This window comes from Comamonas sp. NyZ500 (genome assembly GCF_016772095.1).
GTDB lineage: Bacteria > Pseudomonadota > Gammaproteobacteria > Burkholderiales > Burkholderiaceae_C > Comamonas > Comamonas thiooxydans.
Genome location: NZ_JAEIJE010000003.1, coordinates 1 through 23,320, shown reverse-complemented (window position 1 = coordinate 23,320; position 23,320 = coordinate 1). Strand labels below are relative to the sequence as shown.

The following is a 23,320-nucleotide window of genomic DNA, read 5'->3' as shown; positions in this document are numbered from 1 at the left end:
CGCCGTGCCGGGCATTGCATGGCTGCTGCAGCGCAGCCAAAAAAGGGGAGCCAAGCTCCCCTTCGAATTGCTGGTGCCCTCAAGAAAGAGCCTGATGAGCCGCATATCAAGCGCTGCAAGTCATGCCGGCTGGGCCGGCTTATTGCACGGCTTCGTCCTGGTCGGCCAGGAAGCCGCCGCTCTGGTGCGCCCAGAGCTTGGCGTAGATGCCGCCGCGCTGCAGCAGTTGCTGGTGCGTGCCTTCTTCCACGATATGGCCTTCGTTCATGACGATCAGGCGATCCATGGCGGCGATGGTGGACAGGCGGTGGGCAATGGCGATCACGGTCTTGCCGTCCATCAGCGAGTCCAGGCTTTCCTGGATGGCGGCCTCCACCTCGCTGTCCAGAGCGCTGGTGGCTTCGTCGAGCAGCAAAATCGGAGCGTCCTTGAGCATTACGCGCGCAATTGCCACGCGCTGGCGCTGGCCGCCCGAGAGCTTGATGCCGCGCTCGCCGACCTGGGCGTCATAGCCGCTGCGGCCCTTGAGGTCGGTCAGCGTGGCGATGAAGTCCGAAGCCTCGGCCTTGTCGGCTGCGGCCAGCATCTCGGCTTCGCTGGCGTCGGGGCGGCCATAGAGGATGTTGTCGCGCATGGAGCGGTGCAGCAGCGAGGTGTCCTGCGTCACCATGCCGATTGCGCTGCGCAGGCTGTCCTGCGTCACGCTGCGGATGTCCTGGCCGTCGATGGTGATGCGCCCGCCTTGGGGCTCATGAAAGCGCAGCAGCAGGTTGACCAGCGTGGACTTGCCCGCGCCCGAGCGTCCGATCAGGCCGATGCGCTCGCCGGGACGGATGTGCAGGTTCAGGTGGTCCAGCACCTTTTTACCGCCAGCCTTGTAGCCAAAGCTCACATCCTCGAAGGCAATCGCTCCTCGAGTGACCTGCAGCGGCTTGGCGTCGGGTGCATCGACGATGGTGCGCGGCTTGGTCAGCGTGGTGATGCCGTCCTGGATGGTGCCCACGTTCTCGAACAGGCCCGTCATCTGCCACATCACCCAGTGCGAGTAACCCATCAGCCGCAGCGCCATGGCAATCACGGCAGCCACCACGCCCGCAGATGCCTGAGCCTGCGTCCACAGATACAGCGCCGTGCCGCCGCTGGCCAGCAGCAGCAGGGCAATCATCAGGTGGTTGGTGATCTCGAACAGGCTGACCAGACGCATCTGCGCATAGCCCGTGGCCTTGAAGGCCTCCATGGCATTGCGCGCGTATTCGGCTTCGCGGCGTGTGTGGGCAAACAGCTTGACGGTGGCGATATTGGTATAGGCATCGGTGACGCGGCCCGTCATCATGGAGCGCGCATCGGCCTGCTCCTTGCCGATCTGGCCCAGGCGCGGCACAAAGTAGAAGCAGGCGGCGGCATAGGCAATGAACCACAGTGCAAACGGAATCATCAGCCGCCACTCGAAGCTGGCGGCCAGAATCAGAATGCCGATCATGTAGACGCCCACGCCCACAAACACATCCACCACCATGAACACCACTTCTCGCACCGACAGCGCGGTCTGCATGATCTTGGTGGTGATGCGGCCGGCAAATTCGTCCGCATAAAAGGACATGCTCTGGCCCAGCATCAGCTTGTGGAACACCCAGCGCAGCCGCATGGGAAAGTTGATGGCCAGCACCTGGTGCATGACGGTGGTGTGCAGGGCCAGCAGCACCACGCTGCCCAGCAGGATGGCTGCGATGCCCAGCACCGTGGCTTGCTGCTCGGCCCAGAAGTTGGCGGGCGAGACCGTGCCAAGCCAATCCACCACGCGGCCCATGATGGCGAACAGCACTGCTTCGTAGGCGGCCAGCAGTGCCGAGGTGAGGGTCATCAGACCAATCCAGCCGCGCATGCCCTGGGTACAGGCCCAGACAAAGGCAAAAAAACCTTTGGGCGGAACCTTGGGCTCCTGTGCTGGATAAGGTGGAACCTGTTTTTCAAAAAATCGGAACAAGATGGAAATTCTCCCGGTTCATGCTTGTGGCATATCTTGTCTCCATGGTAGGGGAGTGCCCTGGATTGGTGTCAAGCGTACGGGATGACCGCTTGTCCCATGGGCCATTGGTGCGGGCCTGATGAGCGCATGGCGCGCTCGGGCTATAGCGAGCTGTAGCGGGCTATATAGCGGGCTGTTGCGGCGGCTTGCGCGGCGAAAAAAACGCCGCATCTTGTGCGGCGTGGCAGCAAAGCGCGCGGCGCGATCAGGCGTTGGGCAGAAAGCCTTCCACCGACAGATAGCGCTCGCCCGTGTCGTAGGCAAAGCCCAGCACCCTGGCGCTGGGGGGCAGCTCGGGCAGCTTCTGGGCAATGGCGGCCAGTGTGGCGCCCGAGGAGATGCCGACCAGCAGGCCTTCTTCGCGAGCGGCGCGGCGCGCGTATTCGCGTGCGGGCTCGGCCTCCACCTGAATCACGCCGTCGAGCAGGCTGACGTCAAGATTCTTGGGCACAAAGCCGGCGCCGATACCCTGGATGGGGTGGGGCGCGGGCTGACCGCCGGAGATCACGGGCGATGCCGCGGGCTCGACCGCATAGACCTTGAGGTTGGGAAACTTGGCCTTGAGCACCTTGGCCACGCCGGACAGGTGACCGCCCGTGCCCACGCCGGTGATGAAGGCGTCGATGCCGTCGGGGAAGTCGCGCAGGATTTCCTGGGCCGTGGTGGCCTCATGCACGGCCACGTTGGCGGGGTTCTCGAACTGCTGGGGAATCCAGGCGCCGGGCGTCTGGGCGGCCAGTTCCTGGGCGCGGGCGATGGCGCCCTTCATGCCTTTTTCCTTGGGCGTCAGATCGAACGATGCGCCATAGGCCAGCATCAGGCGGCGGCGTTCGATGCTCATGCTCTCGGGCATGACCAGGATCAGCTTGTAGCCCTTGACGGCCGCGACCAGGGCCAGGCCCACGCCGGTGTTGCCGCTGGTGGGCTCGATGATGACGCCACCGGGTTTGAGCGCGCCGGATTTCTCGGCGTCCTCCACCATGGACAGGGCAATACGATCCTTGATGGAGCCGCCCGGGTTGCTGCGCTCGGACTTGATCCAGACGTTGGTATTGCTGCCGAACAGACGGTTGATGTGAATGACGGGCGTGTCGCCAATCGTTTGCAGAATGTTGTCAGCTCTCATCGGACCTCCGCGAATAAGGGATGGTGGGACAGTGGATCGCAGCGCAGGCTGTCTGCGCAGACACAGAGCATTGTGCACGCAAGCGTTCTGCGAATGGGCTATATCGATATGACCCGAAAAGTGGGCAAGGCCGCGGGCGATGATTAACATCGACCCATGAATCTACGGTTTCTGGAAACCTTTGTGCTGCTGGCCGAGCTGCGCAACTTCCGCATGACGGCCGAGCGGCTGTTCACCACACAGGCTGCCGTCTCCAGCCGCATCGCCACGCTGGAGCAGGAGTTCGGCGTGCGCCTGTTCGATCGCGGCGTGCGCGAGGTCACGCTCACGGCCGACGGCGCCAAGGCCCTGGTGCATGCCGAGCGCATGCTCAGGCTGATGCGCGAGATGCGCGAGGACATGCTGGACAAGCAGGCCTATGCGGGCGTGATCCGCATCGGCGCCATCGAATCCATCGTGCACAGCTGGTTCCCCGACTTTCTCGCGCTGCTGCAGCAGCGCTATCCGCGCCTGCAGGTGGAGATCGCCTGCGACACCACCATCCATATGTCGGAGCAGCTGCTCAAGGGTCAGCTCGATGTCTCGCTGCAGGCCAAGCCCGTCTCCGGCGGCGCCATCGCGAATCTGTCGCTGGGCGAGTTCGCCATGGCCTGGGTGGGCAGCCCCAAGCTGGGCATAGGCGACGAGACCCTGAGCCTGGCCGAGCTGGCGGCTTTTCCCATCATGAGCTTTGCGCGCGGCTCGGAGCCGTATGCGGTGATCGAGCAACTGTTCAGCGCCGAAGGCAGCGCCTCGCCGCACATGAACTGCATTGCCTCGGTGGCGACCATGATCCGCGTGGTCTGCGACGGTCTGGGCGTGGCGGCCGTGCCGCCGGCCATCATCCAGCGCGAGCTGGCCGAGCAGCGCCTGCGCCTGCTGCGCGTGGATCGCGAGTTTCCTTCGCTGCCGCTGGTGGCCTGCTGGCGCAACGATCACCAGAACCCGCTGGCCGAAACCGTGGTGCGCGCCGCCGAAGAGGTGGCCACGGCCTTTGCGCTGAACCACGGCCAGGCCGTGGCGCGGCTGCCCGGCCCCCGTCTGGCGGGGGATGCATAAAGCGCAGGAGCAGGCGCCAATGCCTGCCGTGCATTGGGGTGTGCCTCAGTACTGAATAAAAAAGGAGCTGCTAGCGCCTGATACCTATCTATTTCAGAGTGTTTTCTATCTGAAATTGATTGCAGTCAAGCGTTAGCAGCTCCTGTTTTTTTTGCTCTGCAATCAGGCCTGGGCCAGCAAAGCCTCCACGGCCAGCGCCACTGACAGCAGGCGCTGGTCCTGACCGGCCAGGCCGGCCAGGCTCAGGCCCACGGGCGCTTCGCCCGCGCGGTGGCAGGGCAGGGAGACCGCGCAGCCGTCGAGGAAGTTGATCAGCGTGGGATTGCGCAGCATCAGCCCGTTGGCCGCGAAATAGGCTTCGTCGCTGGCCTGCAGCTCGGCAATCTTGGGCGCGATCACGGGCACCGTGGGCATGAGCATCAGGTCGTGGTCGGCCATCTGCGCCTCCACTCGGGCAATCCACTGCTGGCGCAGCGCCAGCAGCTCGATGTAGTCGGCCGCACTGATGTCCTTGCCGCGCAGAATGCGCGTGCCCACGCGCGGATCGTATTCGGCCAGGCGGCCGGCGCCGTCGATATGGCTGCGGTGCCAGGCCCAGGCCTCGGCGGCCGTGAAGCCGCCCTTGGCATTGATCTGCGCAAGCTCGGAGAAGGGCGGCACCACGGCCTCGGTGATCTGCACGCCGGCCGCGTACAGCAGCGACAGCGCACGCTGCCAGGCAGCAGCCACGCTGTCGTCCATGCCGTCCATCACCACATTCGTGGGCACCAGCAGGCGCAGGCCCTGCAGCGAGGCCGCGCGCAGCTCGCCATGCGGCTCGCCCGACAGCACCGCGTCCAGCGCGGCGCAGCAGCGCACGCTGGGCGCCAGCGGGCCTATGGAGTCGAGGTTGGCAGACAGCGGCAGCACGCCCTGCATGGAAACGCGGCGCGCCGTGGGCTTGAAGCCGGTCAGGCCGCACAGCGCCGAGGGAATGCGCACCGAGCCGCCGGTGTCCGAGCCGATGGCGGCCAGCGCCATGCCGTCGGACACCGAGATGGCCGCGCCCGAGGATGATCCGCCGGGAATGCGGCCGCCGTCGATATCACGCTGCCAGGGATTGCGCGGCGTGCCGTAGTGCGGATTCAGCCCCAGGCCCGAGTAGGCAAACTCGGTCATATTGGTGGTGCCCACGATGACCGCGCCCGCGCGGCGCAGGCGCTGCACGACTTCGGCCGTTTGCGTGGCGGGTGCGGCATCGGCCAGCAGTCTGGAGCCGCCCAGCGTGGGGTGGCCCGCGATGTCGAACAGATCCTTGACCGAGATGGGCAGGCCTTCCAGGGGCGAGCGCGCCAGGCCAGCCGCGCGCAGCGCATCGCTGGCGCGGGCTTCGGCCAGGGCCTGCTCGCGCAGCAGGCGCGTGAACACGCGCGGGCCTTCGCCTTGCGCGGCGTGCTCCAGGGCCTGCTCGGTCAGTTGCACGGCGCTGGTCTGGCCTTGGGCCAGGCGCTCGGAGACCTGGTCCAGGCGGGGAGAGACTGAAGTCATGGGTAGCTCCGTGTTCAGGCGACGATGTCCAGCAGCTCGCTGCGGTAGCGGTGGCGGATGCTGCGCTGGCTGCGCGGATCGTGCAGCTCCATGGCGAACTGCGTGGCAGGGCGTATGCCGCCGATGGCGGCCATGGTGCCGCAGGTCATGCCGCTGCCTTCGGGCAACTGGCTCTGGCCGCCGGTGTAGCCCGCGATCAGGTCCTGGGGCGTGCGCAGGCTGGCCAGCGTGCCTTCCTGGTACAGCACTTCGCGGCCGTCCTCCACGATCCAGGAGCGCAGGATCAGCTCGTCCCAGTGGCCGGCCACATCGGCAAAGCGCCAGGCCTGGGTGGCCACGGGCTTGATGCAGGCCTGCTTGGAGAAGGCCACGCTATAGGCTTCGAGCTTGCGGTCGGTGTGGTCCGAGGCCAGGCTCACGAACATCTCGCCCTCATGGCTGAAGACGAAGACCTCGGCCTCGCCCGAGGAGTCCGGGCCCAGCACCTGCAGCGTGCTGCTCTGGCTCAGCTGGTTGCTGGCGATGCGGTAGTACAGCGGCACGGCGCTGGGGCGCGGAATGCCGAGCGCGGCCAGCTCCTCGATGTGGTGCTCGATGGCCGCATGGTCGCGTCCGGCCCAGCCGGCGACGATCAGGGTGTCGAAGATGGGGGCCAAGGTCTGGCCTTCGGGGGTGGTGAATTGCAGTTGCATGGCGAAAAGCTCAAAAAGGGGAAGGCCGGGGCCGTGGGCCCCGTACAGCGGCGCTGCGCAGGCAGCGTCAGGCGGTCACTGCTTCTTGACGAAGAGCACGACCAGGAAAGCGGCGAGGAACTCCAGCGCGGCCACGAAGTACAGCCCCGAGGACAGCGAGCCGGTGCTGGTCTTGAGCGCGCCGATCATGTAGGGCGCCACAAAGCCGGCCAGGTTGCCAATGGAGTTGATGAGGGCGATGCCGCCTGCGGCCGCCGTGCCGGCCAGAAAGGCCGAGGGAATGGACCAGAACACGGGGAAGGCGGCGAGGATGCCGACGGAGGCCAGCGTCAGCGCGCACAGGGCCAGCACGGCGTCGTGCAGGAACATGCCTGTCAGGATCAGGCCTGTGGCGGCGATGAGCGCGGGGATGGCGCTGTGCATGCGGCGCTCGCCGGTCTTGTCCGAATGCATGCCGTTCCAGACCATGGCCAGCGTGCCGGCGAGAAAGGGAATGGCCGAGATCAGGCCGATCTGCAGATTGTTCTGGATGCCGATCTCCTTGATGATGGACGGCGACCAGAAGGCGATCGTGGCGTTGCCGCTGACGATGCAGAAGTACACGGCGGCGCACAGCCAGACGCGGTAGTTGCGGCAGGCGTCGGCGAAGGAATGCTGCTTGTGGCCCTGCTGGCTCTCCTGGGCCACGGCGGCGGTGACGGCGCGCTGCTCGGCGGCGCTCAGCCACTTGGCGTTCTCGGGCTTCTCGGGCAGCCAGGCCAGCACGAAGAAGCCGGCGATCACCGAAGGAATGCCTTCAAGAATGAACAGCCATTGCCAGTTGGCCAGATGGCCCACGTCCTGCATGCCGTTCATGATGGCGCCCGCGATCGGGCCGCCCACGGCGCCGGCGATGGCGAACGAGGTCATGAAAAAGCCGTTGATGCGCGCGCGGTGGCGGGCCGGGAACCAGTAGGTCAGATACAGCACCACGCCGGGGAAGAAGCCCGCCTCGACCACGCCCAGGATGAAGCGCAGCACATAGAACATGGTGGGCGTGGTCACATAGGCCATGGCCATGGAGGCCACGCCCCAGAGGATGGTGATGCGCGCCAGCGTCTTGCGCGCGCCGATCCTCTCCAGCAGCAGATTGCTGGGCACTTCGAACAGGAAGTAGCCGATGAAGAAGATGCCGGCGCCCAGGCCGTAGACGGCCTCGCTGAACTGCAGGTCCTGCAGCATCTGCAGCTTGGCGAAGCCGACGTTGACGCGGTCTATCCAAGCCAGGACAAAGAGAAAGACCAGAAAGGGGATCAGGCGCCAGGTGATCTTGCGGTAGGTGGCGTCCATGTCGGGGTGCGCGTGCGCACCGGCATGGCCGGCAAGAGGGTGGGTGGCGGAAGCCGGGCTGCTCATGGGGAGTCTCCTGTATGCGAAAGTGCAGCGGGCACATGGGGCGCTTTTGCCGGCGCTCCTGTGTGTCTTGGAACATGGGGATGCGGCGCGGGCCGGTGTTCCTGTGGCGGCAGTATCGAAAGGCAGCGAGGGGCTGTCCAACAAGAAATTCTGAGCGGCTCTGAATGCAAATTCTTATGAGCAGAGGTGGTGCGGGCTTTGCACCGGCATGAGGCAGGCGTGCACCGATAAAGCACGGGAAAACCCTAGGGTTCATGCGTGCCCGATCGCGCTGCCGTCCGCTCAAAACCCCGGTCTGCGCCTGGCGTCGGGGATTGGCGATTGATTCACATCAAGCCTTGGGGAGATGCTGTTTCCTCTTGGGCCTGCAATCGGGAACAATGGGGCAAAGTCTGTTTGAGGGAGGACTGCACTTGCTCACGTTCAACACAATTCTGGTGCTGCTGGGGGTCTGTTGCGTAGGCCTGCTGGTCGGTTTTTCCTGGCGCGAGCAGCGCTGGGGCCCCTGGGTCATGCTGGTGTTCGTGGTGAGTCTGCTGTCGCTGATGAGCTACGCGATTCTCAATCTGCTGCTTTAGCACCGCAGGCCAGGGCAGGCCGCGCGCGTAGCGGGGCCTTCCAGAGCTCGGCCAGCAGCAGACCGGCAATCGTCATGATGCCGCCCACGGCGTGGTAGGCCGCCAGGGGCTCGTTCAGGGCGAATGCCGCGATCAGGGCAGTGAAGACCGGGATCAGATTGAAGAACATGCTCGATCGCCCGGGCCCCAGCGTCTGCACCGCCTTCATCCACAGCAGCGGCGCGGCGATGGAGGCCATGATGCCGGCATAGCCCACCAGCGGCAGATTGCTGGCGTCAAGCCCGGTCTTGGGCGAGAAGAGATAGAGCGGCAATTGCACGATCACGGCAACCAGCACCTGCAGATACAGCAGCTGCACCGTGGCCAGGCGCGGCATGGGCCAGCGCTTGAGCAGGATGTTGTAGACCGCATAGGCCAGCATGGCCAGGAACATCATGGCGTCGCCCAGATTCAGGCCCTCGGAAGCCAGATGGCTGAGCCGGCCCGATGAAACCACAAGCGCGACTCCCAGGATCGCCAGCAATGAGCCCCAGATGCCGCCATGCGTCAGCGGCTGGCCCAGCATGAACACGGCCAGGGCCAGCACCAGCATGGGCGTGAGCGAGCCGATGATGCCCATATGCGTGGCCGTGGTGAAGTGGGCGGCGTAATAGGCCAGGCTTTGGTAGATGACCATGCCCAGCACGCCCAGCACGAAGATCCGTGGCAGCAGGGGCTTGATGTCGGCGCGCTGGCGCCAGATCGAGGGCAGGACGAAGGGCGTGAACAGCACGGCCGCCACCAGCCAGCGAAAGAACCCGATCTCGGCCGCGCTGATGCTGTCTGCGGCCAGCTTGCTGACCACGGTGTTGACCGACCAGATCAGCACCGCGCCCAGTGGTAATAGGTATGCACCCATATGAAACTCCTTGAGGTGCTTATGATGCGCTTGACGTATTTGAAGCGCATTGCTGATTTCAGACATTTCATAACTCAAGCCGGACGAACCCATGCCTGCCTCAGCCCCGACTCCCGGCCTGGTCGCCAAGCGCCATGCCGTACAGATCCTGGACACCGACAAAGTGCCTGGCCACTATTACTTCCGCTATGACGAGTTCGGCGAACACAGCGAGGCTCCGCCGCACAGCCATCGCTGGGGGCATCTGAACTACGCGGCCCACGGCAGTCTGAGCATGGATGTGCCCAGCGGCCATATCCTGTGCCCGCCGCAGCACGGGGTGTGGATTCCGCCGGGCGTGGTGCACAGCTGCTATCTGCAGCATGCGGTGCAGTACCGCTCTGTCTATCTGGCCCCTGATCTGTGTGCGGACCTGCCGCAGACGGCGGGCTGCATGCGCCTGGGACCCATCGTCAAGGCCGTGCTCGCGGACTTCGGTGCCCGAGGCGTGCAGATCCCGGTGACTGACGCAGACCTGCGTCTGGCCCAGGTAGTGCATGACCAGTTGCGAGCCACGCCGCTGGAGCTGAGCTTTTTGCCCGTGGCCCGGCATCCGGCGCTGGTGCAGGTGCTGGACGCCATGCAGTCGCGCCCCGACGACCACCGCAGCCTGGCCGAATGGGCCGAGACCGTGCACATGACGGAGCGCACGCTGGCCCGCCACTGCCAGCGCGAGCTGGGCATGAGTCTGGGCGAATGGCGCCAGCGCATGCGTTATCTGCAGGCCATCGACGCGCTGGAGGCCGGCCACACCGTGCAGCAGATCGCCTACGACCTGGGCTACAGCACGCCCTCGGCCTTTATTGCCATGTTCCAGCGCGAGTCCGGCCTGCCTCCCGAGCAGTTCAGGCGCGAGTTCTGTGCAAGTTCTTTCTGAACGCGGGATAATGCGCGCCGTGAAGTGCGCCAGACCGCCGCTGGTACAAGTGCCGAAAGGCCGTACTGGAGGAACGTCCGGACTGCATAGGGCGGCGTAGCAGCTAACAGCTGTCCACCGTGAGGTGAGGATCAGAGCAACAGAGACGAGTCTGGCAGGAGTGCCGCAAGGCAGACCAACCAGGGTGAAACGGGCAATCTCTACGCGCAGCAATACCAAGTAGGCACACGTTGACGGGGCCCCCGGAGTGTGCGGGTAGGTAGCACCGAGCCATCGGGCGACTGATGGCCAAGATTAATGGCGGTCACATGGCGGGCAACCGTTGTGCACAGAATCCGGCTTATCGGCGCGCTTCACACTTTCTTCCTCGACCGGGCACAGCCCGGCGAATCCACTGCATTCACTCCACCATCAGCGCGAACTGCTGATGGGGATGGTGGATATCAAGCCGCGCAAATGCGCGGTTGCGATAGGTCTTGACCGGGGCAGCGCTCAGTCCGAGATCGGCCGCAATGCCGTCCTGGGTCAGGCCGCTATGTCGCGTATCTTCGCAGCCTTTCTACATCCTTGAGCTGCACGCTTCGGTAACCTACGGTCAGCAGGTCCTGGCGTTCCAGCTCCAGCAGCGCTTCGTTGAAGCGCGAGCGCGAGACGCGACAGAAGTCGGCCAGCTCGCTTTGTGTGATGTTGAGCTGACCTGCATCGGGGAACGGAAAGTTCAGCGGCGTGATCAAGGCCCCCAGGCACTGGGCGACGCGGCTGGTGATGTGGCTGCATTGCTGAGCCGAGATAAGGCGCATGAGTTGCTGATTGCGTTCCGCCATGAGCTCCAGCAGGAACTGGCTGAAAGCCGGGGATTCGAGGCGCAGGCGGTGAAAGGCCGGAGCCGCCAGCGTCAGCATGGTCAGATCGTGCAGGGCCACGGCATCGCAATCCATGCGCGCGCCCTGGCGCAGCAGGCAGGCTTCACCGAACCAGCTGCCGGCAAAGCCGCACAGCGTGATGGATCGCCCGTCCTCGCCCGGCATGCACAGTTTCACGGCACCGCGCCGCACCCCGACCCAGCCGCGTGGGGCGTCGTCGTTGCACCACAGGTAGTGGCCCGCCGGGACGTGGCGCACGGTCAGCGCGGGGCGCACACATTCCTCGAACATCTGGTCGCTGACTGCATGCGACCAGATGCACTGCTGCCAGCCGGCAAGTGCCTGCTCTTTGCCTAGGAACGAGGGATTGATGGGCATGGCGGCGGAGATTGTTCTCAAAAGAAAAGAATTCTCATTCTCGTTTGTTTATTCTTCTGGGGTTATTCGTGCATTCAATGTGGGTATCCAGATGAGAAAAATCGGGTTGTTGGAGGGAGTGGCCGCCGTGGTGACGGCTACCGTGGCAGGGGGGGCGCAGGCGGCGCAGACCGAGGTCGTGCTACCCGAGCAGCAGGTCAGCGCTTCGGCAGCCCCCCAGATCCGCAGCGAACTGGCCGCGAGCGTGCAGGTGATCGAGCATGCAGAGCTCCAGGCACAACTGGGCGCTGGCCGCAATCTGCAGGAGGCCCTGGGCCAACTGGTCCCGGGCATAGACCTGGGAGGGCAGTCGCGCAGCAATTTTGGCCAGAATCTGCGCGGACGCACCATGCTGGTAATGATCGACGGCGTGTCACTCAACAGTTCGCGCGGCACGGCTCGGCAGTTGGATGCCGTGGATCCGTTCAACATCGAGCGCATCGAGGTGCTTGCCGGTGCCAGCGCCCTCTATGGCGGCGGAGCGACCGGCGGCGTCATCAACATCATCACGCGCAAGGCCTCGGATGCTCCCACGCGTTTCAGCAGCGAGCTGGGCGTGACATCGGGGCTGCAGGGCAGCCGAGATCATCAGTATCGACTCGCTCAGTCCATTGCGGGCGGCAATGACCGCGTTCAGGCCCGGCTGGGTATCGCGCTGCAGCAAAACGGCAGTTTCTATGACGGCAAGGGCGATCCGGTGCGTACCGACATCGCGCAGACCGATGCGCAAAATACGCGCATCGTGGATCTGATGGGCAACCTGCAGCTCAAGATCGATGCGCGGCAAAGCCTGAGCCTCGGCGCTCAGTACTACCGCAACAGGTTCGACGGTGGCTCCTATCTTTATGGGGGGCCGAATCTCGCGGGCATCTTCGGCGGCAGGCCCGGGCTGCTGGAGCAGCGCGGTGGCTTTGTCAGCGATGTGATGCCCCAGACCGAGCGCGCCATGTTCAACGCGGACTACCGCGTAGAGCAGGTGTTCGGCGGCCAAAATCTCTATATCCAGAGCTTCTGGCGCAAGGAGAAGATGGACTTTGCGCCGTTTCCCAGCTCCGTGGTCACCGCCTCGCACCAGAACACGGACAGCTGGGGCTTCAAGTCCGCACTGGCCAAATCCTGGGGGGATGTCAGCCTGCGCTACGGCCTGGACTGGGACCGCGAAACCTTCGACGGATCGGCGACCGTGTTCGATACCGGCCAAGCCCTGGCCTCGGGGGGCATGGTGAACCGCTCCATAGGCAGCACCGGGCGCTATCCGGGTTATCGGGTCGATACGACGGCGCTGTTTGCCCAGGCCGAATGGAAGCTCAAGCCCGAGCTGACCCTCAGCGGCGGGCTGCGCTACCAGCACATGGGCCTGGAGGTGGGCGACTTCGTGGGCTTCAACCAGCAGCTCTCCCTGCTGCTGGGCCGTGGAACGACGGCCGATGCCATCCGCGGCGGCAAGAACAGCTACAAGGTCGGATTGTTTAACCTGGGGGCCACCTATGAGCTGAGCAAGGCCCACAGCACCTGGCTCAGCTATTCCGAAGGCTTCGAGCTTCCCGACCCTGCCAAGTACTATGGTCAGGGCAACTACGCGCTCAATGGTTCGCATTGGCAACTGGTCAGCGGCATCGATCCTGCCGGATCTCCGCTCAAGGGTATCAAGACGCGCCAGCTCGAATGGGGCTGGAAGACGCATGGCAGCCCCCTGAAGCTGCAGGCGGCGCTGTTCTACGCATGGTCAGACCAGACACTGCAGATCAACAATGCCAACAACAACGTGACCATCAATGTGGCGGACGAAAGACGACGCAACTACGGCATCGAGGGCTCGCTGGACTACGCCATGGGTTCGCAGTGGAGTGCAGGCGGCAACTGGCTGTGGATACGCTCGCAGACGCGCCAGGGCGGGGAGTGGTCGCGGCAGAGTATCATGACGGCGAGCCCGTCCAAGCTCGGCACCTATGTGCAATGGGCGCCATCGCCCTGGAATCTGAGACTGCAGGCGACGCACCAGTTCAGGCTCGAGGATGACAGCGCACAGCGCATCAAGGGCTTCACCACCATGGACTTGCTGGGCAGCGTGAAGCTGTCGCTGGGCACGTTGAACTTCGGCATCCAGAACCTTCTGGACAGGCAGTACCTCACCACCTGGTCGCAGCGCGCCATGGCGCTCTACGGCGTGGGAGCCGTCTCGCCGCAGGCCTTTGCCTTCCAGGGGCGCGGGCGCACCTTTACGCTGAACTACCGGGTGGAGTATTGATGCAGGAGTACCATGCCCGTCCGCGTGGGTTCTGGGCCGTGCTCGTGGCTCTGTACATTGCTCAGGGAATCCCCGGCTATCTGCTGATCATGGCCGTGCCGGCTGCCTTGCGCGCGGCCGGCATGCCTTTGCAGCAAGTGGGCATGCTGTCGGTGCTGATGCTGCCGCTGGTCCTCAAATTCCTCTGGGCTCCCTTCGTGGACCGCTGGCAGCCCCTGGGCTGGGGCCACAGGCGCAGTTGGATACTCTGCACCCAACTGGCCACGGCAGCCGGCGTCGTGCTGCTGGCGCTGTGTGGACCGCAGGTGCCCATCGCCACCATTGTTGCCATCGGCATGTTGATCTCTCTGTCCGTGGCCACGCAGGACATCGCTACCGACGGCTATGCCACACAGCAACTGCGCGGCACCGAGCTGGGTCGTGGCAATGCCATACAGGCGGCTGCGGTGGCTGGTGGGGTGCTCATAGGCGGCTCCCTGTCTCTGGTGCTCATGGAGCGCCTGGGCTGGCAGCCGGCACTGCTGCTGATGGCGGCGTTGTGCTTGTTGCCGCTGCTGACGCTACCCTGGATGGTCGAGCCCGAGCGCATGCCGGCGGCAGCGGCGCCCGGGCAAGCAAAGACCGGGCCCAGTCTGCGCAACTTCCTGCAGCGTCCCGGTATGCTGTCGGTGCTGGCGCTGGCAGTGGTCTTCCGGCTCAGCGAAGGCATGCAGCGTTCCATGGAAAGCAGCTATCTGCTGCACAACGAGCTGTCGCTGGGCCAGGTGGGGGTGCTTGGTGGCACTGGGGCAGCCATTGCGGGTCTGGCCGGCAGCGCGCTGGCCGCGCTGTGGCTGCGCTGGCGCAGCCGTGAGCAGGTGCTGCTGGCATTGAGCGGCATACGCGCCCTGGTTTTTGCCCTGTTCCTGCTGCATTCGCTGCACTTGCTGGGTTCGGATCTGCCGCTGGTCGGGCTCACCGTGGCACTCAGCCTTTTGCGCTACATGGAAATGGTCGCGCTCTATGCCTTGTTCATGTCGGCGTCCAGCCATTCGCAGCCAGGCACGGACTTCACCATCCTGGCCTGTGCGGAGTTTCTGACCTATATGCTCAGCTCGATGGCGGGTGGCTTCATCGCCAAGCAGTTCGGCTTTTCGGGCCTGTTTGCCGTGACCAGCGCGCTGGCCGTTTTCAGCTGGCTGGTCGTGGCCAGGTTGTTGCTGAGCTACCGCAGCACCAGTGGCGGATCCGTGGAGGCTGCCGCATGACATCCGAAGTACACATCGCGTCCGCTCAGTTGCAACTGCCCGATGCCGCCGCCTTTACCCGCTGGTTTGCCGCACATCTGGAGGATGAGGAGGTCCAGGCCCTGCACACCGAGCCACCAGGCTCGGTGCATTTGCAGCTGGACCAGGTGGGCAGCCTGGAGCTGCGCCTTACGGGGGACTCGCGCATAGCCTGCGAACTGCAGGCCGTGGATGGGCGCATGGCGCAGCTGATGCAGCTGTCCCTGGGCGAGCACCTGCAGCAGTTTGCCGAGCAGCTGTGCATTCCCGCCGCGCAATGGTGTATTGCCTGGGAGAGTGACAGGGACAGCGGGAGCGCGGGCGATAGTCCGAGCCTGAATGTCTGGCGCGTGCTTAGCAACCAGGTGCTGACGCCGCATATGCGGCGCCTGCGCTTACAGGCCCAGGCGCAGAAGGGATTCGAGGATCTGGCACCGGACGGCCTGCATGTGCGCTTGCTGCTGCCGACTCCAGGCGCTATGCCCCAGTGGCCGCTCATAGATGCTGACGGCCGCCTGCTCTGGCCACACGGAGCTCCCCGGCTGCCACGTCGCAGCTACACCATCCGGGCGCGGGACCCGCAGACGCGCGCCATCGATATCGATGTGCTGCTGCATGCGCGGGAGGGTGGTGGGCCGCTGGCGCCCGGTGCGCGATGGGGCATGACGGCTGCGGCCGGCGATGAGGTCGGTGTCCTCAGCCCTTCGGGCGGCAGAGTGCCTCAGGCCGACCGGCTGATATTGCTGGCGGATGCCTGTGGCCTGCCTGCTGTGGCCCGCATTCTGGAAGACGCCCAGCCGGGCCGGCAGGCGTATGCCTGGTGCTGGGTCGACTCGCCGCAGGAGTGCAGGGCGCTGCCCGCGCAGTTGCAGCGGCATGTCACCTGGTTCTGCGCGGGCAGGCCAGGGGCATCGGAGGAGGGCATCGCGGCGGTGCTGGCCTGGCTGCAGCAGCAGGATTGGTCGCAGCCCCAAGGCACGCAGCTATGGGCTGCGGGCGGTCAGGCCATGGCCGTAGCCATACGGCAGTGGGTGCGCGGTCATGCCCCCGCAGCCAGCGTGTGCAGACTGGTGAGCAGTTATTGGCGCTAAGGCGCTGATCCGTTCAGAACCTTTCCCAGGGCATCAGATAGCGCCACTGGCCCTCGGGCACCTTGGCCAGCGAGACGCGGCCAAGGCGCAGCCGGCGCATGCTGACCACCGCTAGGCCGATGGCGGCGCACATCTTCTCGATCTCTTCGGGCGCAATGCCCTTGAGAGCGAAACGCAGGTGGTTTTCGCTCTGCCAGCTCACGTGGCAGGGAGGCATGCGGCGATGGCCGTTGCCGCCGGGAATGGGCAGACCTTCGTACAGAATTTCCAGGCCGTCTTCAATGATCTGGCCCTCCACGCCGACGATGATTTCCTGCTCCAGCCACATGCCTTCCTCGGCCAGCTTGCGTGCCACGCGCTTGTCCTGGGTGTAGACGATGAGGCCGCTGGCAGGCAGGGGAATCGTCAGAAACGACTCCAGATTCCTGAAGTGATGCTCCAGCACCAGCTGGGGCATGGGCGTATCCAGCTTGGCCTTGGTGTCTTCTCTCAGCAGCGAATGCGCGCTGCGCACGCGGCCATAGGCCGGGCCCTGGGTCATGCCCGCAGGCTTGTTCATCAGGATGGTGACGGGCGGAATGGCTTCAGGCTTGGCATCCTTGCGCAGGATCACTACCTGATCGGGGCGCACGCGGGTTTCGGGCACTTGCACCACTTTGCCGTCCACCTGGACATTGCCCGCGACGATATGGAGCTCGGCTTCGCGGCGCGAGCATTGTTCTTGCTCCGCCACGCGTTTGGCCAGGCGGATGCTTTCTTGTTCAGGCAGGGATTCAGACATGGCGAGAGCTTAATGCTCCGGCCATGTCCTAGTTGTCCACAGGTCTAGCGCGGCGGTCGCTGGGCGCTATCTGCCAAGGCAGAGCTTTTGAATGCGCTCCACATGCGCCAGCAGCGATTGCTGGGCCACGGGCCACAGGGCTTGCGGTGTGTCGGCGTAGGCAATCGCCACCCAGTCCTGAATGCTGCCGTCGGGCTTGGTGCGCATGGCTTGGTGCACCTTGGCCTCGCGTGCCAGGCGGTGGGCCTTGAGGCGGGTGATCTGATGTCGCGCAAAGCCCAGCACATAGCCATGGGCGGGCAGGATGTAGCGAATGTCGTGCTCCAGGCACATGGAGTGGAGCCTGTCCAGCGAATCGAGGTAATCGATCATATTGCCGTCCGGCGGGCTGATGACGGTGGTGCTGCCATTGAGGATGTGATCGCCACTGAATAGCAGCGCGTCCTCCTCCAGCAGAAAGCACAGGTGGTTGGCCGCGTGGCCGGGCGTGAAGATGGCTTGCAGCGTATGCGTGATCTCGCCTTCTGCCCCTTGTCCGGTAAGCGTGATGCGCTCTCCGTCCCGTAGCGTCACCTCGGGTTTGAAGCGACTGTTGGCGCGCGCTGTGGGCGCCGACGGCAGGCCCATGATGGGAGGCCTGGCATGGCCGGAGAGCAGGACCATGGCCTGCAGCGGCGTGGCGCCCGGCGAGTGATCGGGGTGGGAATGGGTGCAGACGATGTAGCGGATATCGCCGCCGGCGGCATCGTGCAGGCGCTGCAGATGTTCGGCATCGTTCGGGCCGGGGTCGATGGCGATATAGCCGGTATGCGCATCGCCGACCAGATAGCTGTTGGTGCCGGGACCGGTCATCATGCCGGAGTTGGGGGCCGTCAAACGCAGCAGGTTCTTGCGCAGCGGCACGGCTTTTTCAGGCTGCCAGTCCAGATGGTGAATGCCGTGGCCGTCGGGCAGCACCATTTCCAGTTCGCCATAGGCCATATCGGTTTCGGTATGACGTGTGTCTTTGCCTTTCAGGTGGCCGCCACGGGGGCAGGCCTGCCACAGCGGCTTCTCGCTTAGCAGTGCATTGATCACGGCCTGGGTATCGGGCTGGTGAGCGATGCGCTGCAATGTGCGCTGGGTGGGAAAGAGGATGAACAGCTTTTTCTCTTCAAAGCGCGCAATCGCATCCTGCGGAGAAATCCAGGTGGGCTCGAACTGCTCGGTTTCGTCGGCCACCGCCGTTTGACCCTCGGGCATGCGGGCCACAAAGAACGGCACGTTAAAGCGCTTGGGCAGGTCCAGTGGTGCGGTCCAGTGGGCCAGATACCAGAGCTGGTCCACGGCCAGCGTCCAGCCGCGCGCGCGGCATTGCTCATACAGCGATGCCTTGCGGTCCAGTTGCTGAACTTGGGCCGGTGGAACGGGTTGGCCGGCCTGGTCATAGGCCAGCAGGATGCCCAGCTCCTCAAAAGTCTCGCGAATGCCTGTCAGAGCCTGGGTGATGCGTTCATCTCCCGCCTCGGCGATCATGCTGGGGCGCAGGCGCGCCAGCGCATGACTGGCTGGGGCTGCATCTTCATCTTCCTGGCCGCCGCCGGGGAAAACATAGGCATTGGCAAAGATGCCTTGATCTGCACGCCTTGTCATCAGCACTTCAAAACCATTGCCATCGGCGCAGTCGCGCAGCAACAAAAGCGTGGAAGCATCGCGCGCGGGAACTGGCGCGCGCTGGGGCTGAAGCAACTGGCTGGGGCGGGGCTGGCTGGGTGATGTCATGAGGTCACATTATGCGAAGTCGCCGCGTTCGTGAATGTCACACCTGGACTAGTTGTGCACTCCTGCTGCGCGAATCGGGGAAAGCACTGAGAGCAAACGGCCGAGGATGTCTTGCATTTAGTTATTTGAAATAACAATAATGATGCAAAAGGAATGGTTATGACTCATAAAGAAATTGCAGTTGAGTTCCGTGGCGAAGTCGAACAGGTCGCCGTCATTCGTCTGATGCGTGCCGCCAAGCGCAACGCCTTGTCCGATGGGCTGGTGCTAGGTCTGCGCGATGTGTTCATGAATCTGCCCGCCAGCGTGCGCGCTGCAGTGGTGGATGGCGATGGACCGCATTTCTGCGCCGGCCTGGATCTGAGCGAGCTCAGCGAACGCGATGCGGCCCAGGGCGTTCTGCACTCACGCATGTGGCATGAGGCGTTGCGCCAGGTGCAGTTCGGCGCGGTGCCCGTGGTCGCCGCCCTGCATGGCGCCGTGGTGGGCGGCGGTCTGGAGCTGGCCAGCGCCTGCCATATCCGTGTGGCCGACAGCAGTACCTTCTATGCCTTGCCCGAAGGTTCGCGCGGCATTTTCGTCGGCGGCGGCGGCTCGGTGCGCATCCCGCGCCTGATCGGAGCCGCACGCATGGCCGACATGATGTTCACGGGCCGTGTGTACAAGGCCGAAGAGGGTGAGCGCATTGGTCTGTCGCAATATCTGGTGCCCGAAGGACATGCATTGGACAAGGCCGTGGAACTGGCGCTGCGCATTGCCGAAAACGCCCCCATGACCAATTACGCCCTGATGCACGCGTTGCCCAGGATTGCCGATCAGCCCGCCGATCAGGGGCTGATGACAGAAGCTCTGATGGCTGCCGTGGCGCAGAGCGCGCCAGAAGCCAAGTTCCGTTTGCAGGAATTTCTGTCAGGGCGGGCCGCCAAGGTCAGCAAGGACTGAAAGCACTCTCAAAAAACAACGCTGCGGAGACAAAGACAATGCAGGAGACAAACACAGCCATGCAGGCCCTCGGCCAGGTGGTAGAGGGGGGCAGGCCCCGCTACCGTGAGCTGGAGTTCGGCGTGCGCAGCATCCAGGTCAGGGAGGCAGGCGACGGCACTTTCTACGTGCGCTCCGACCGGGAGCTGGCAGAGCACGCAGCACGCATGACTGACAGGCTGGTGCACTGGGCGCAGACCACGCCGCAGCAGACCTTCATCGCCCAGCGGCAACGACTGGCCGACGGCAGCACCGGTGATTGGCAGCGCGTCGACTATGCCCAGACGCTGGCAGCGGCGCGCAGCATTGCGCAGTCCTTGCTGGACAGAAAGCTTTCGGCAGAGCGTCCCGTCATCATCCTCAGCGAGAACGATCTCGACCATGCCATGCTGGCCATGGGCTGCCTGTATGCAGGCGTGCCCTATTGCTCGGTCTCCACGGCCTATTCACTGGTCAGCACTGATTACGCCAAGCTGCGCCATGTGGTCGATACTCTCACGCCAGGCCTGATCTTTGCCGCCGATGCGGCGCGCTACGACAAGGCGGTACGCGCCGTGCTGCCCGAGGGCTGTGAGGTGGTTTACCGCAAGCCGGCCGTCGATGCCCGGACCTGCACCTTGTTTGCCGACCTGCTGGCAACCGAGCCTACAACTGCGGTGGATGCCGCCATGCAGGCCACCGGGCCCGACACCATCACCAAGTTCCTGTTCACCTCGGGATCGACCAAGCTGCCCAAGGCCGTGATCAACACTCACGGAATGTGGTGCGCCAACCAGCAGCAGATTGCCCAGACCATGCCCGATATGGTCAAAGGCCCGCCCGTGCTGGTGGACTGGCTGCCCTGGAATCACACTTTCGGAGGCAACAAGAATATCGGCCTCGCGCTCTATCACGGCGGCACTGTCTATATCGACGAGGGCAAGCCTACGGCGGCAGGCATTGCGGAGACGCTGCGCAATCTGCGCGAGATCTCTCCCACCGTTTACTTCAACGTACCAACGGGCTTCGAATACATCGCCCGCGCCATGGAGAGCGATGCGCAGTTGCGCAACAGCCTGCTCAAGCGCGTCAAGATGTTCTTCTACGCGGGAGCCTCTCTGGCGCAGCCCGTCTGGGATAGCCTGCACCGCACGCAGGAGGCCGAGTGCGGCGAGCGCATCGTGATGGGCACGGGCCTGGGCATGACCGAGTCCTCGCCCTCGGCCCTGTTCATCAACCGTCCCGATGTGCGCTCGGGGGACCTGGGCGTACCGGTGCCGGGTCTGGAGCTCAAACTGGCGCCTGTGGATGGCAAGCTGGAGGTGCGCTACCGCGGGCCGAACGTCACGCCCGGCTACTGGCGCGCGCCCGAAGCCACGGCAGAGGCGTTTGACGAGGACGGATTCTTCCGCACCGGCGACGCCGTGCAGTGGCGCGACCCGCAGGATCGAAACCAGGGTCTGCGCTTTGACGGCCGCATTGCCGAAGACTTCAAGCTGGCCACGGGCACATTCGTCAATGTGGGGCCGCTGCGGGCCAGGATCATCCATGCCGGCGCGCCCTATATCCAGGATGTGGTGCTGACCGGTCTGGATCGCAAGGAGGTCGGTGCCATCGTTTTCGGGACCCCGGCCTGTGCGGCCTTGAGCGGCCTGGACGCGGGGGCGACGCTGGAGCAGATCATGCACAGCGAGCCCGTGCAGCAGCATCTGCAGACGGTTCTGAACCAGCTGGCGCAGACGGCCACCGGCAGTGCCACCCGCATTGCGCGGGCAGTGGCGGCGATCAGGGCGCCCTCGCTGGACCTGGGCGAAGTCACGGACAAGGGCTCCATCAACCAGCGTGCCGTGCTCCAGCATCGCGCCGATGTGGTGGCAGGCCTGTACGACGAAACGCTGGCCCTGATCCTGAAGCCCAATCTCTGAGCCAGGACAGGCTTGAGCCCAATGACAGAAAGCGCAAGCAGCTTTTAAAAGGATAGTGATATGCAAGTTCAGGATCAGATTGCCATCGTCACCGGAGGAGCCTCGGGCCTAGGCGAAGCCACGGCGCGTGCGCTGGCTGCCGCAGGCGCCAGGGTTGCCGTGCTGGATCGTCAGCTCGACAAGGCCAAGGTGGTGGCTGCCGAGATCGGCGGACTGGCGCTGGAGAGCGATATCTGCGATGCGGCCAGCGTTACTGCGGCGCTGGATGCCGTTCGCGAGCAATGGGGCTCGGATGCACGCATTCTCATGAATGTGGCCGGCATCGGCACGGCCAAGCGCGTGATCGGCCGCGATGGCGAGCCCGCACCGCTGGAGGACTTTGAACGCGTGATCCGCGTCAACCTTGTCGGCAGCTACAACATGACGCGGCTGTTTGCCGCACGCTGCGCCAAGCTGGCGGCGCTGGAGGATGGCGCGCGCGGCGTGATTCTTTACACCGCCTCGGTGGCAGCCTTTGACGGCCAGGTGGGGCAGCAGGCTTACAGCGCATCCAAGGGCGGACTGGTCGGCATGACGCTGCCCATGGCGCGTGATCTGGCCCAGCACGGCATTCGTGTCTGCACCGTGGCGCCAGGCTTGTTCGCCACCCCGTTGATGAAGGAGCTGCCCGAGCCCGTGCAGCAGTCGCTGGCGGCATCCATTCCCTTTCCTTCGCGCCTGGGCAAGCCTTCGGAGTTTGCCGATCTGGCCGTGCATATCGTGCACAACGATCATCTCAATGGCGAGGTGATTCGTCTGGATGGTGCGCTGCGCATGGCTCCTCGGTAAGTGTTACCCCCTGAGGCACTTTGCGCCTTCCCCCAAGGGGGACGACACCATCGCTGCGGGGCTGCCCTTGCTCGATGTCTCTGGCTTGGAGAGTGCCAGAGCCAGCTCAGTGCCAAAGATTGAGACGTGTATTGATTCCACAGGACCGAAGAGTCCGTATTTCAAGCAGGAGACAAGTCATGCAAGGTCGTCGCAATTTCGTCAAAGGGCTGGGCGCTGGTGCCGCGCTGGCCGCGTTCGGCGGCATCACCAGCCGCAGCGCCTATGCCCAGGGCGGTGGCCCGCTGGAGCAGGTGCGCATTCTTTATGGCTTTCCCGCAGGCAGTGCCGGTGACTCGGTGGCCCGCCGCGTGGCCGAAAAAATGGGCGGCAGCAGCTACACCAGAAATATGGGCGTGGTGGAAAACAAGCCCGGAGCCGGTGGCCGCATCGCGCTGGAGAATCTGCGCAATGCCGTGGGGGACGGCTCGGTGATTGCGCTGTCCCAGGTCTCGGCCTTCTCCATCTACCCGCATATCTATAGCAAGCTGAGCTATCAGGCCAAGGATTTCGAGCCAATTTCGATTGGAGCCATCATGCACCATGGGCTGGCTGTCGGCCCTGCCGTGCCGGCCGAGGTCAAGACGCTCAAGGATTTTCTGGCCTGGTGCAAGAACAACCCCGACAAGGCCAGCTTCGGCAGCCCCGGTGCCGGCAGCCAGCCGCATCTGCTGGGGGCGCTGCTGAGTCTGCGCTCCGGCGTCAGGCTCAGCCATGCGCCATATCGCGGCATGGCACCCGGCGTCTCGGACGTCGTTGGCGGTCAGATCGCCGCCATCATGGGCACGTGCGGCGACTACCTGAGCTATTACAAGGCCGGCAAGCTGCGCGTGCTGGCCACCAGTGGCCCTCAGCGCAACCCCTATCTGCCCAATGTCCCTACCTT

19 protein-coding genes, 1 other RNA gene and 1 pseudogene are annotated in these 23,320 nt (G+C 64.5%); 11 read left to right on the top strand and 10 right to left on the bottom strand.

Translation table 11 applies throughout. The annotated features are described in order from the left end of the window. Nucleotides 1-139: 139 nt before the first annotated feature. Nucleotides 140-1,984 (bottom strand): ABC transporter ATP-binding protein, encoded by a 1,845-nt coding sequence (locus JAO85_RS05835; protein WP_202787675.1) that lies wholly within the window; start codon nt 1,982-1,984, stop codon nt 140-142. A 247-nt stretch (nt 1,985-2,231) separates the two neighbouring features. After that, nucleotides 2,232-3,152: a cysteine synthase A gene (gene cysK, locus JAO85_RS05830; protein WP_012839856.1), complete on the bottom strand. Its 921-nt coding sequence runs from the start codon at nt 3,150-3,152 to the stop codon at nt 2,232-2,234. A 156-nt stretch (nt 3,153-3,308) separates the two neighbouring features. On the opposite strand from cysK, the gene JAO85_RS05825 reads away from it, so the two are divergent. Continuing rightward, on the top strand, nt 3,309-4,250 hold the full coding sequence (locus JAO85_RS05825) for a LysR family transcriptional regulator (RefSeq protein ID WP_046460578.1): 942 nt from the start codon (nt 3,309-3,311) through the stop codon (nt 4,248-4,250). A 162-nt stretch (nt 4,251-4,412) separates the two neighbouring features. On the opposite strand, the gene JAO85_RS05820 is transcribed toward JAO85_RS05825, so the two are convergent. The 3 genes from JAO85_RS05820 to JAO85_RS05810 all read right to left on the bottom strand — a co-directional run bounded on the left by JAO85_RS05820 (nt 4,413) and on the right by JAO85_RS05810 (nt 7,864). Beyond that, nucleotides 4,413-5,777, bottom strand: coding sequence for an amidase (locus JAO85_RS05820; RefSeq protein WP_202787674.1), 1,365 nt, complete (start codon nt 5,775-5,777; stop codon nt 4,413-4,415). A 14-nt stretch (nt 5,778-5,791) separates the two neighbouring features. Further along, nucleotides 5,792-6,469, bottom strand: a complete 678-nt coding sequence (locus JAO85_RS05815) for a DUF2848 domain-containing protein (RefSeq protein ID WP_202787673.1) — start codon at nt 6,467-6,469, stop codon at nt 5,792-5,794. Between the two features lie 75 nt (nt 6,470-6,544). After that, on the bottom strand, nt 6,545-7,864 hold the full coding sequence (locus JAO85_RS05810) for an MFS transporter (RefSeq protein ID WP_202787672.1): 1,320 nt from the start codon (nt 7,862-7,864) through the stop codon (nt 6,545-6,547). A gap of 413 nt (nt 7,865-8,277) precedes the next feature. On the opposite strand from JAO85_RS05810, the gene JAO85_RS05805 reads away from it, so the two are divergent. Next, nucleotides 8,278-8,442 carry a hypothetical protein gene (locus JAO85_RS05805; protein ID WP_223305621.1) on the top strand — a complete coding sequence of 55 codons (165 nt, stop codon included), beginning with the start codon at nt 8,278-8,280 and terminating at the stop codon, nt 8,440-8,442. Here the strand turns inward: JAO85_RS05805 and JAO85_RS05800 are convergent. Then, nucleotides 8,426-9,340: a DMT family transporter gene (locus JAO85_RS05800; protein ID WP_054073898.1), complete on the bottom strand. Its 915-nt coding sequence runs from the start codon at nt 9,338-9,340 to the stop codon at nt 8,426-8,428. The genes JAO85_RS05805 and JAO85_RS05800 overlap by 17 nt on opposite strands. 91 nt (nt 9,341-9,431) lie before the next feature. Between JAO85_RS05800 and JAO85_RS05795 the strand changes: the two genes are divergently transcribed. Together JAO85_RS05795 and rnpB are read left to right on the top strand one after the other, a co-directional pair. Further along, nucleotides 9,432-10,256, top strand: coding sequence for a helix-turn-helix domain-containing protein (locus JAO85_RS05795; protein WP_054073875.1), 825 nt, complete (start codon nt 9,432-9,434; stop codon nt 10,254-10,256). Nucleotides 10,257-10,277: 21 nt separating this feature from the next. Further along, nucleotides 10,278-10,615, top strand: an RNA gene (gene rnpB / locus JAO85_RS05790) — RNase P RNA component class A. Between the two features lie 41 nt (nt 10,616-10,656). Here rnpB and JAO85_RS05785 read toward each other — a convergent pair. Both JAO85_RS05785 and JAO85_RS05780 read right to left on the bottom strand, forming a co-directional pair. Next, a pseudogene (locus tag JAO85_RS05785) lies at nt 10,657-10,788 on the bottom strand (LuxR C-terminal-related transcriptional regulator); the annotation flags it as partial. A 1-nt stretch (nt 10,789) separates the two neighbouring features. After that, nucleotides 10,790-11,518: a Crp/Fnr family transcriptional regulator gene (locus tag JAO85_RS05780; RefSeq protein ID WP_152965012.1), complete on the bottom strand. Its 729-nt coding sequence runs from the start codon at nt 11,516-11,518 to the stop codon at nt 10,790-10,792. 70 nt (nt 11,519-11,588) lie between these two features. Between JAO85_RS05780 and JAO85_RS05775 the strand changes: the two genes are divergently transcribed. The 3 genes from JAO85_RS05775 to JAO85_RS05765 are packed head-to-tail and all read left to right on the top strand — an operon-like array spanning nt 11,589 to nt 16,140. After that, nucleotides 11,589-13,784, top strand: a complete 2,196-nt coding sequence (locus JAO85_RS05775) for a TonB-dependent receptor (protein WP_202787671.1) — start codon at nt 11,589-11,591, stop codon at nt 13,782-13,784. Beyond that, entirely contained in the window at nt 13,784-15,031 is a 1,248-nt protein-coding gene (locus JAO85_RS05770) for an MFS transporter (protein ID WP_012839849.1), read from the top strand. The genes JAO85_RS05775 and JAO85_RS05770 overlap by 1 nt, the downstream gene beginning before the upstream one ends. Then, a complete protein-coding gene (locus tag JAO85_RS05765) occupies nt 15,028-16,140 on the top strand; it encodes a siderophore-interacting protein (RefSeq protein ID WP_202787670.1) in 1,113 nt (370 codons plus the stop codon). Before JAO85_RS05770 ends, JAO85_RS05765 begins: the two co-directional genes overlap by 4 nt. 13 nt (nt 16,141-16,153) lie before the next feature. Here the strand turns inward: JAO85_RS05765 and JAO85_RS05760 are convergent, their stop codons facing one another. Further along, a complete protein-coding gene (locus tag JAO85_RS05760; RefSeq protein WP_202787669.1) occupies nt 16,154-16,921 on the bottom strand; it encodes a pseudouridine synthase in 768 nt (255 codons plus the stop codon). Nucleotides 16,922-16,987: 66 nt separating this feature from the next. Continuing rightward, entirely contained in the window at nt 16,988-18,682 is a 1,695-nt protein-coding gene (locus JAO85_RS05755; RefSeq protein ID WP_202787668.1) for an MBL fold metallo-hydrolase, read from the bottom strand. Nucleotides 18,683-18,841: 159 nt separating this feature from the next. Between JAO85_RS05755 and JAO85_RS05750 the strand changes: the two genes are divergently transcribed. The 4 genes from JAO85_RS05750 to JAO85_RS05735 all read left to right on the top strand — a co-directional run. Further along, nucleotides 18,842-19,624 carry a crotonase/enoyl-CoA hydratase family protein gene (locus tag JAO85_RS05750; protein ID WP_012839845.1) on the top strand — a complete coding sequence of 261 codons (783 nt, stop codon included), beginning with the start codon at nt 18,842-18,844 and terminating at the stop codon, nt 19,622-19,624. A gap of 38 nt (nt 19,625-19,662) precedes the next feature. Next, a complete protein-coding gene (locus tag JAO85_RS05745) occupies nt 19,663-21,567 on the top strand; it encodes a feruloyl-CoA synthase (protein WP_202787667.1) in 1,905 nt (634 codons plus the stop codon). Between the two features lie 60 nt (nt 21,568-21,627). Further along, entirely contained in the window at nt 21,628-22,395 is a 768-nt protein-coding gene (locus tag JAO85_RS05740; RefSeq protein ID WP_003069033.1) for an SDR family NAD(P)-dependent oxidoreductase, read from the top strand. 179 nt (nt 22,396-22,574) lie between these two features. Further along, the coding region (locus JAO85_RS05735; RefSeq protein WP_202787666.1) for a tripartite tricarboxylate transporter substrate-binding protein at nt 22,575-23,320 on the top strand (746 nt) is incomplete at its 3' end.

Excerpts from the sequence above, each read along its gene's own strand:
- cysK (WP_012839856.1), bottom strand. The coding sequence starts at position 3,152 with ATGAGAGCTGACAACATTCTGCAAACGATTGGCGACACGCCCGTCATT.
- JAO85_RS05825 (WP_046460578.1), top strand. The coding sequence starts at position 3,309 with ATGAATCTACGGTTTCTGGAAACCTTTGTGCTGCTGGCCGAGCTGCGC.
- JAO85_RS05820 (WP_202787674.1), bottom strand. The coding sequence starts at position 5,777 with ATGACTTCAGTCTCTCCCCGCCTGGACCAGGTCTCCGAGCGCCTGGCC.
- JAO85_RS05815 (WP_202787673.1), bottom strand. The coding sequence starts at position 6,469 with ATGCAACTGCAATTCACCACCCCCGAAGGCCAGACCTTGGCCCCCATC.
- JAO85_RS05810 (WP_202787672.1), bottom strand. The coding sequence starts at position 7,864 with ATGAGCAGCCCGGCTTCCGCCACCCACCCTCTTGCCGGCCATGCCGGT.
- JAO85_RS05800 (WP_054073898.1), bottom strand. The coding sequence starts at position 9,340 with ATGGGTGCATACCTATTACCACTGGGCGCGGTGCTGATCTGGTCGGTC.
- JAO85_RS05795 (WP_054073875.1), top strand. The coding sequence starts at position 9,432 with ATGCCTGCCTCAGCCCCGACTCCCGGCCTGGTCGCCAAGCGCCATGCC.
- JAO85_RS05775 (WP_202787671.1), top strand. The coding sequence starts at position 11,589 with ATGAGAAAAATCGGGTTGTTGGAGGGAGTGGCCGCCGTGGTGACGGCT.
- JAO85_RS05770 (WP_012839849.1), top strand. The coding sequence starts at position 13,784 with ATGCAGGAGTACCATGCCCGTCCGCGTGGGTTCTGGGCCGTGCTCGTG.
- JAO85_RS05765 (WP_202787670.1), top strand. The coding sequence starts at position 15,028 with ATGACATCCGAAGTACACATCGCGTCCGCTCAGTTGCAACTGCCCGAT.
- JAO85_RS05760 (WP_202787669.1), bottom strand. The coding sequence starts at position 16,921 with ATGTCTGAATCCCTGCCTGAACAAGAAAGCATCCGCCTGGCCAAACGC.
- JAO85_RS05755 (WP_202787668.1), bottom strand. The coding sequence starts at position 18,682 with ATGACATCACCCAGCCAGCCCCGCCCCAGCCAGTTGCTTCAGCCCCAG.
- JAO85_RS05750 (WP_012839845.1), top strand. The coding sequence starts at position 18,842 with ATGACTCATAAAGAAATTGCAGTTGAGTTCCGTGGCGAAGTCGAACAG.
- JAO85_RS05745 (WP_202787667.1), top strand. The coding sequence starts at position 19,663 with ATGCAGGAGACAAACACAGCCATGCAGGCCCTCGGCCAGGTGGTAGAG.
- JAO85_RS05740 (WP_003069033.1), top strand. The coding sequence starts at position 21,628 with ATGCAAGTTCAGGATCAGATTGCCATCGTCACCGGAGGAGCCTCGGGC.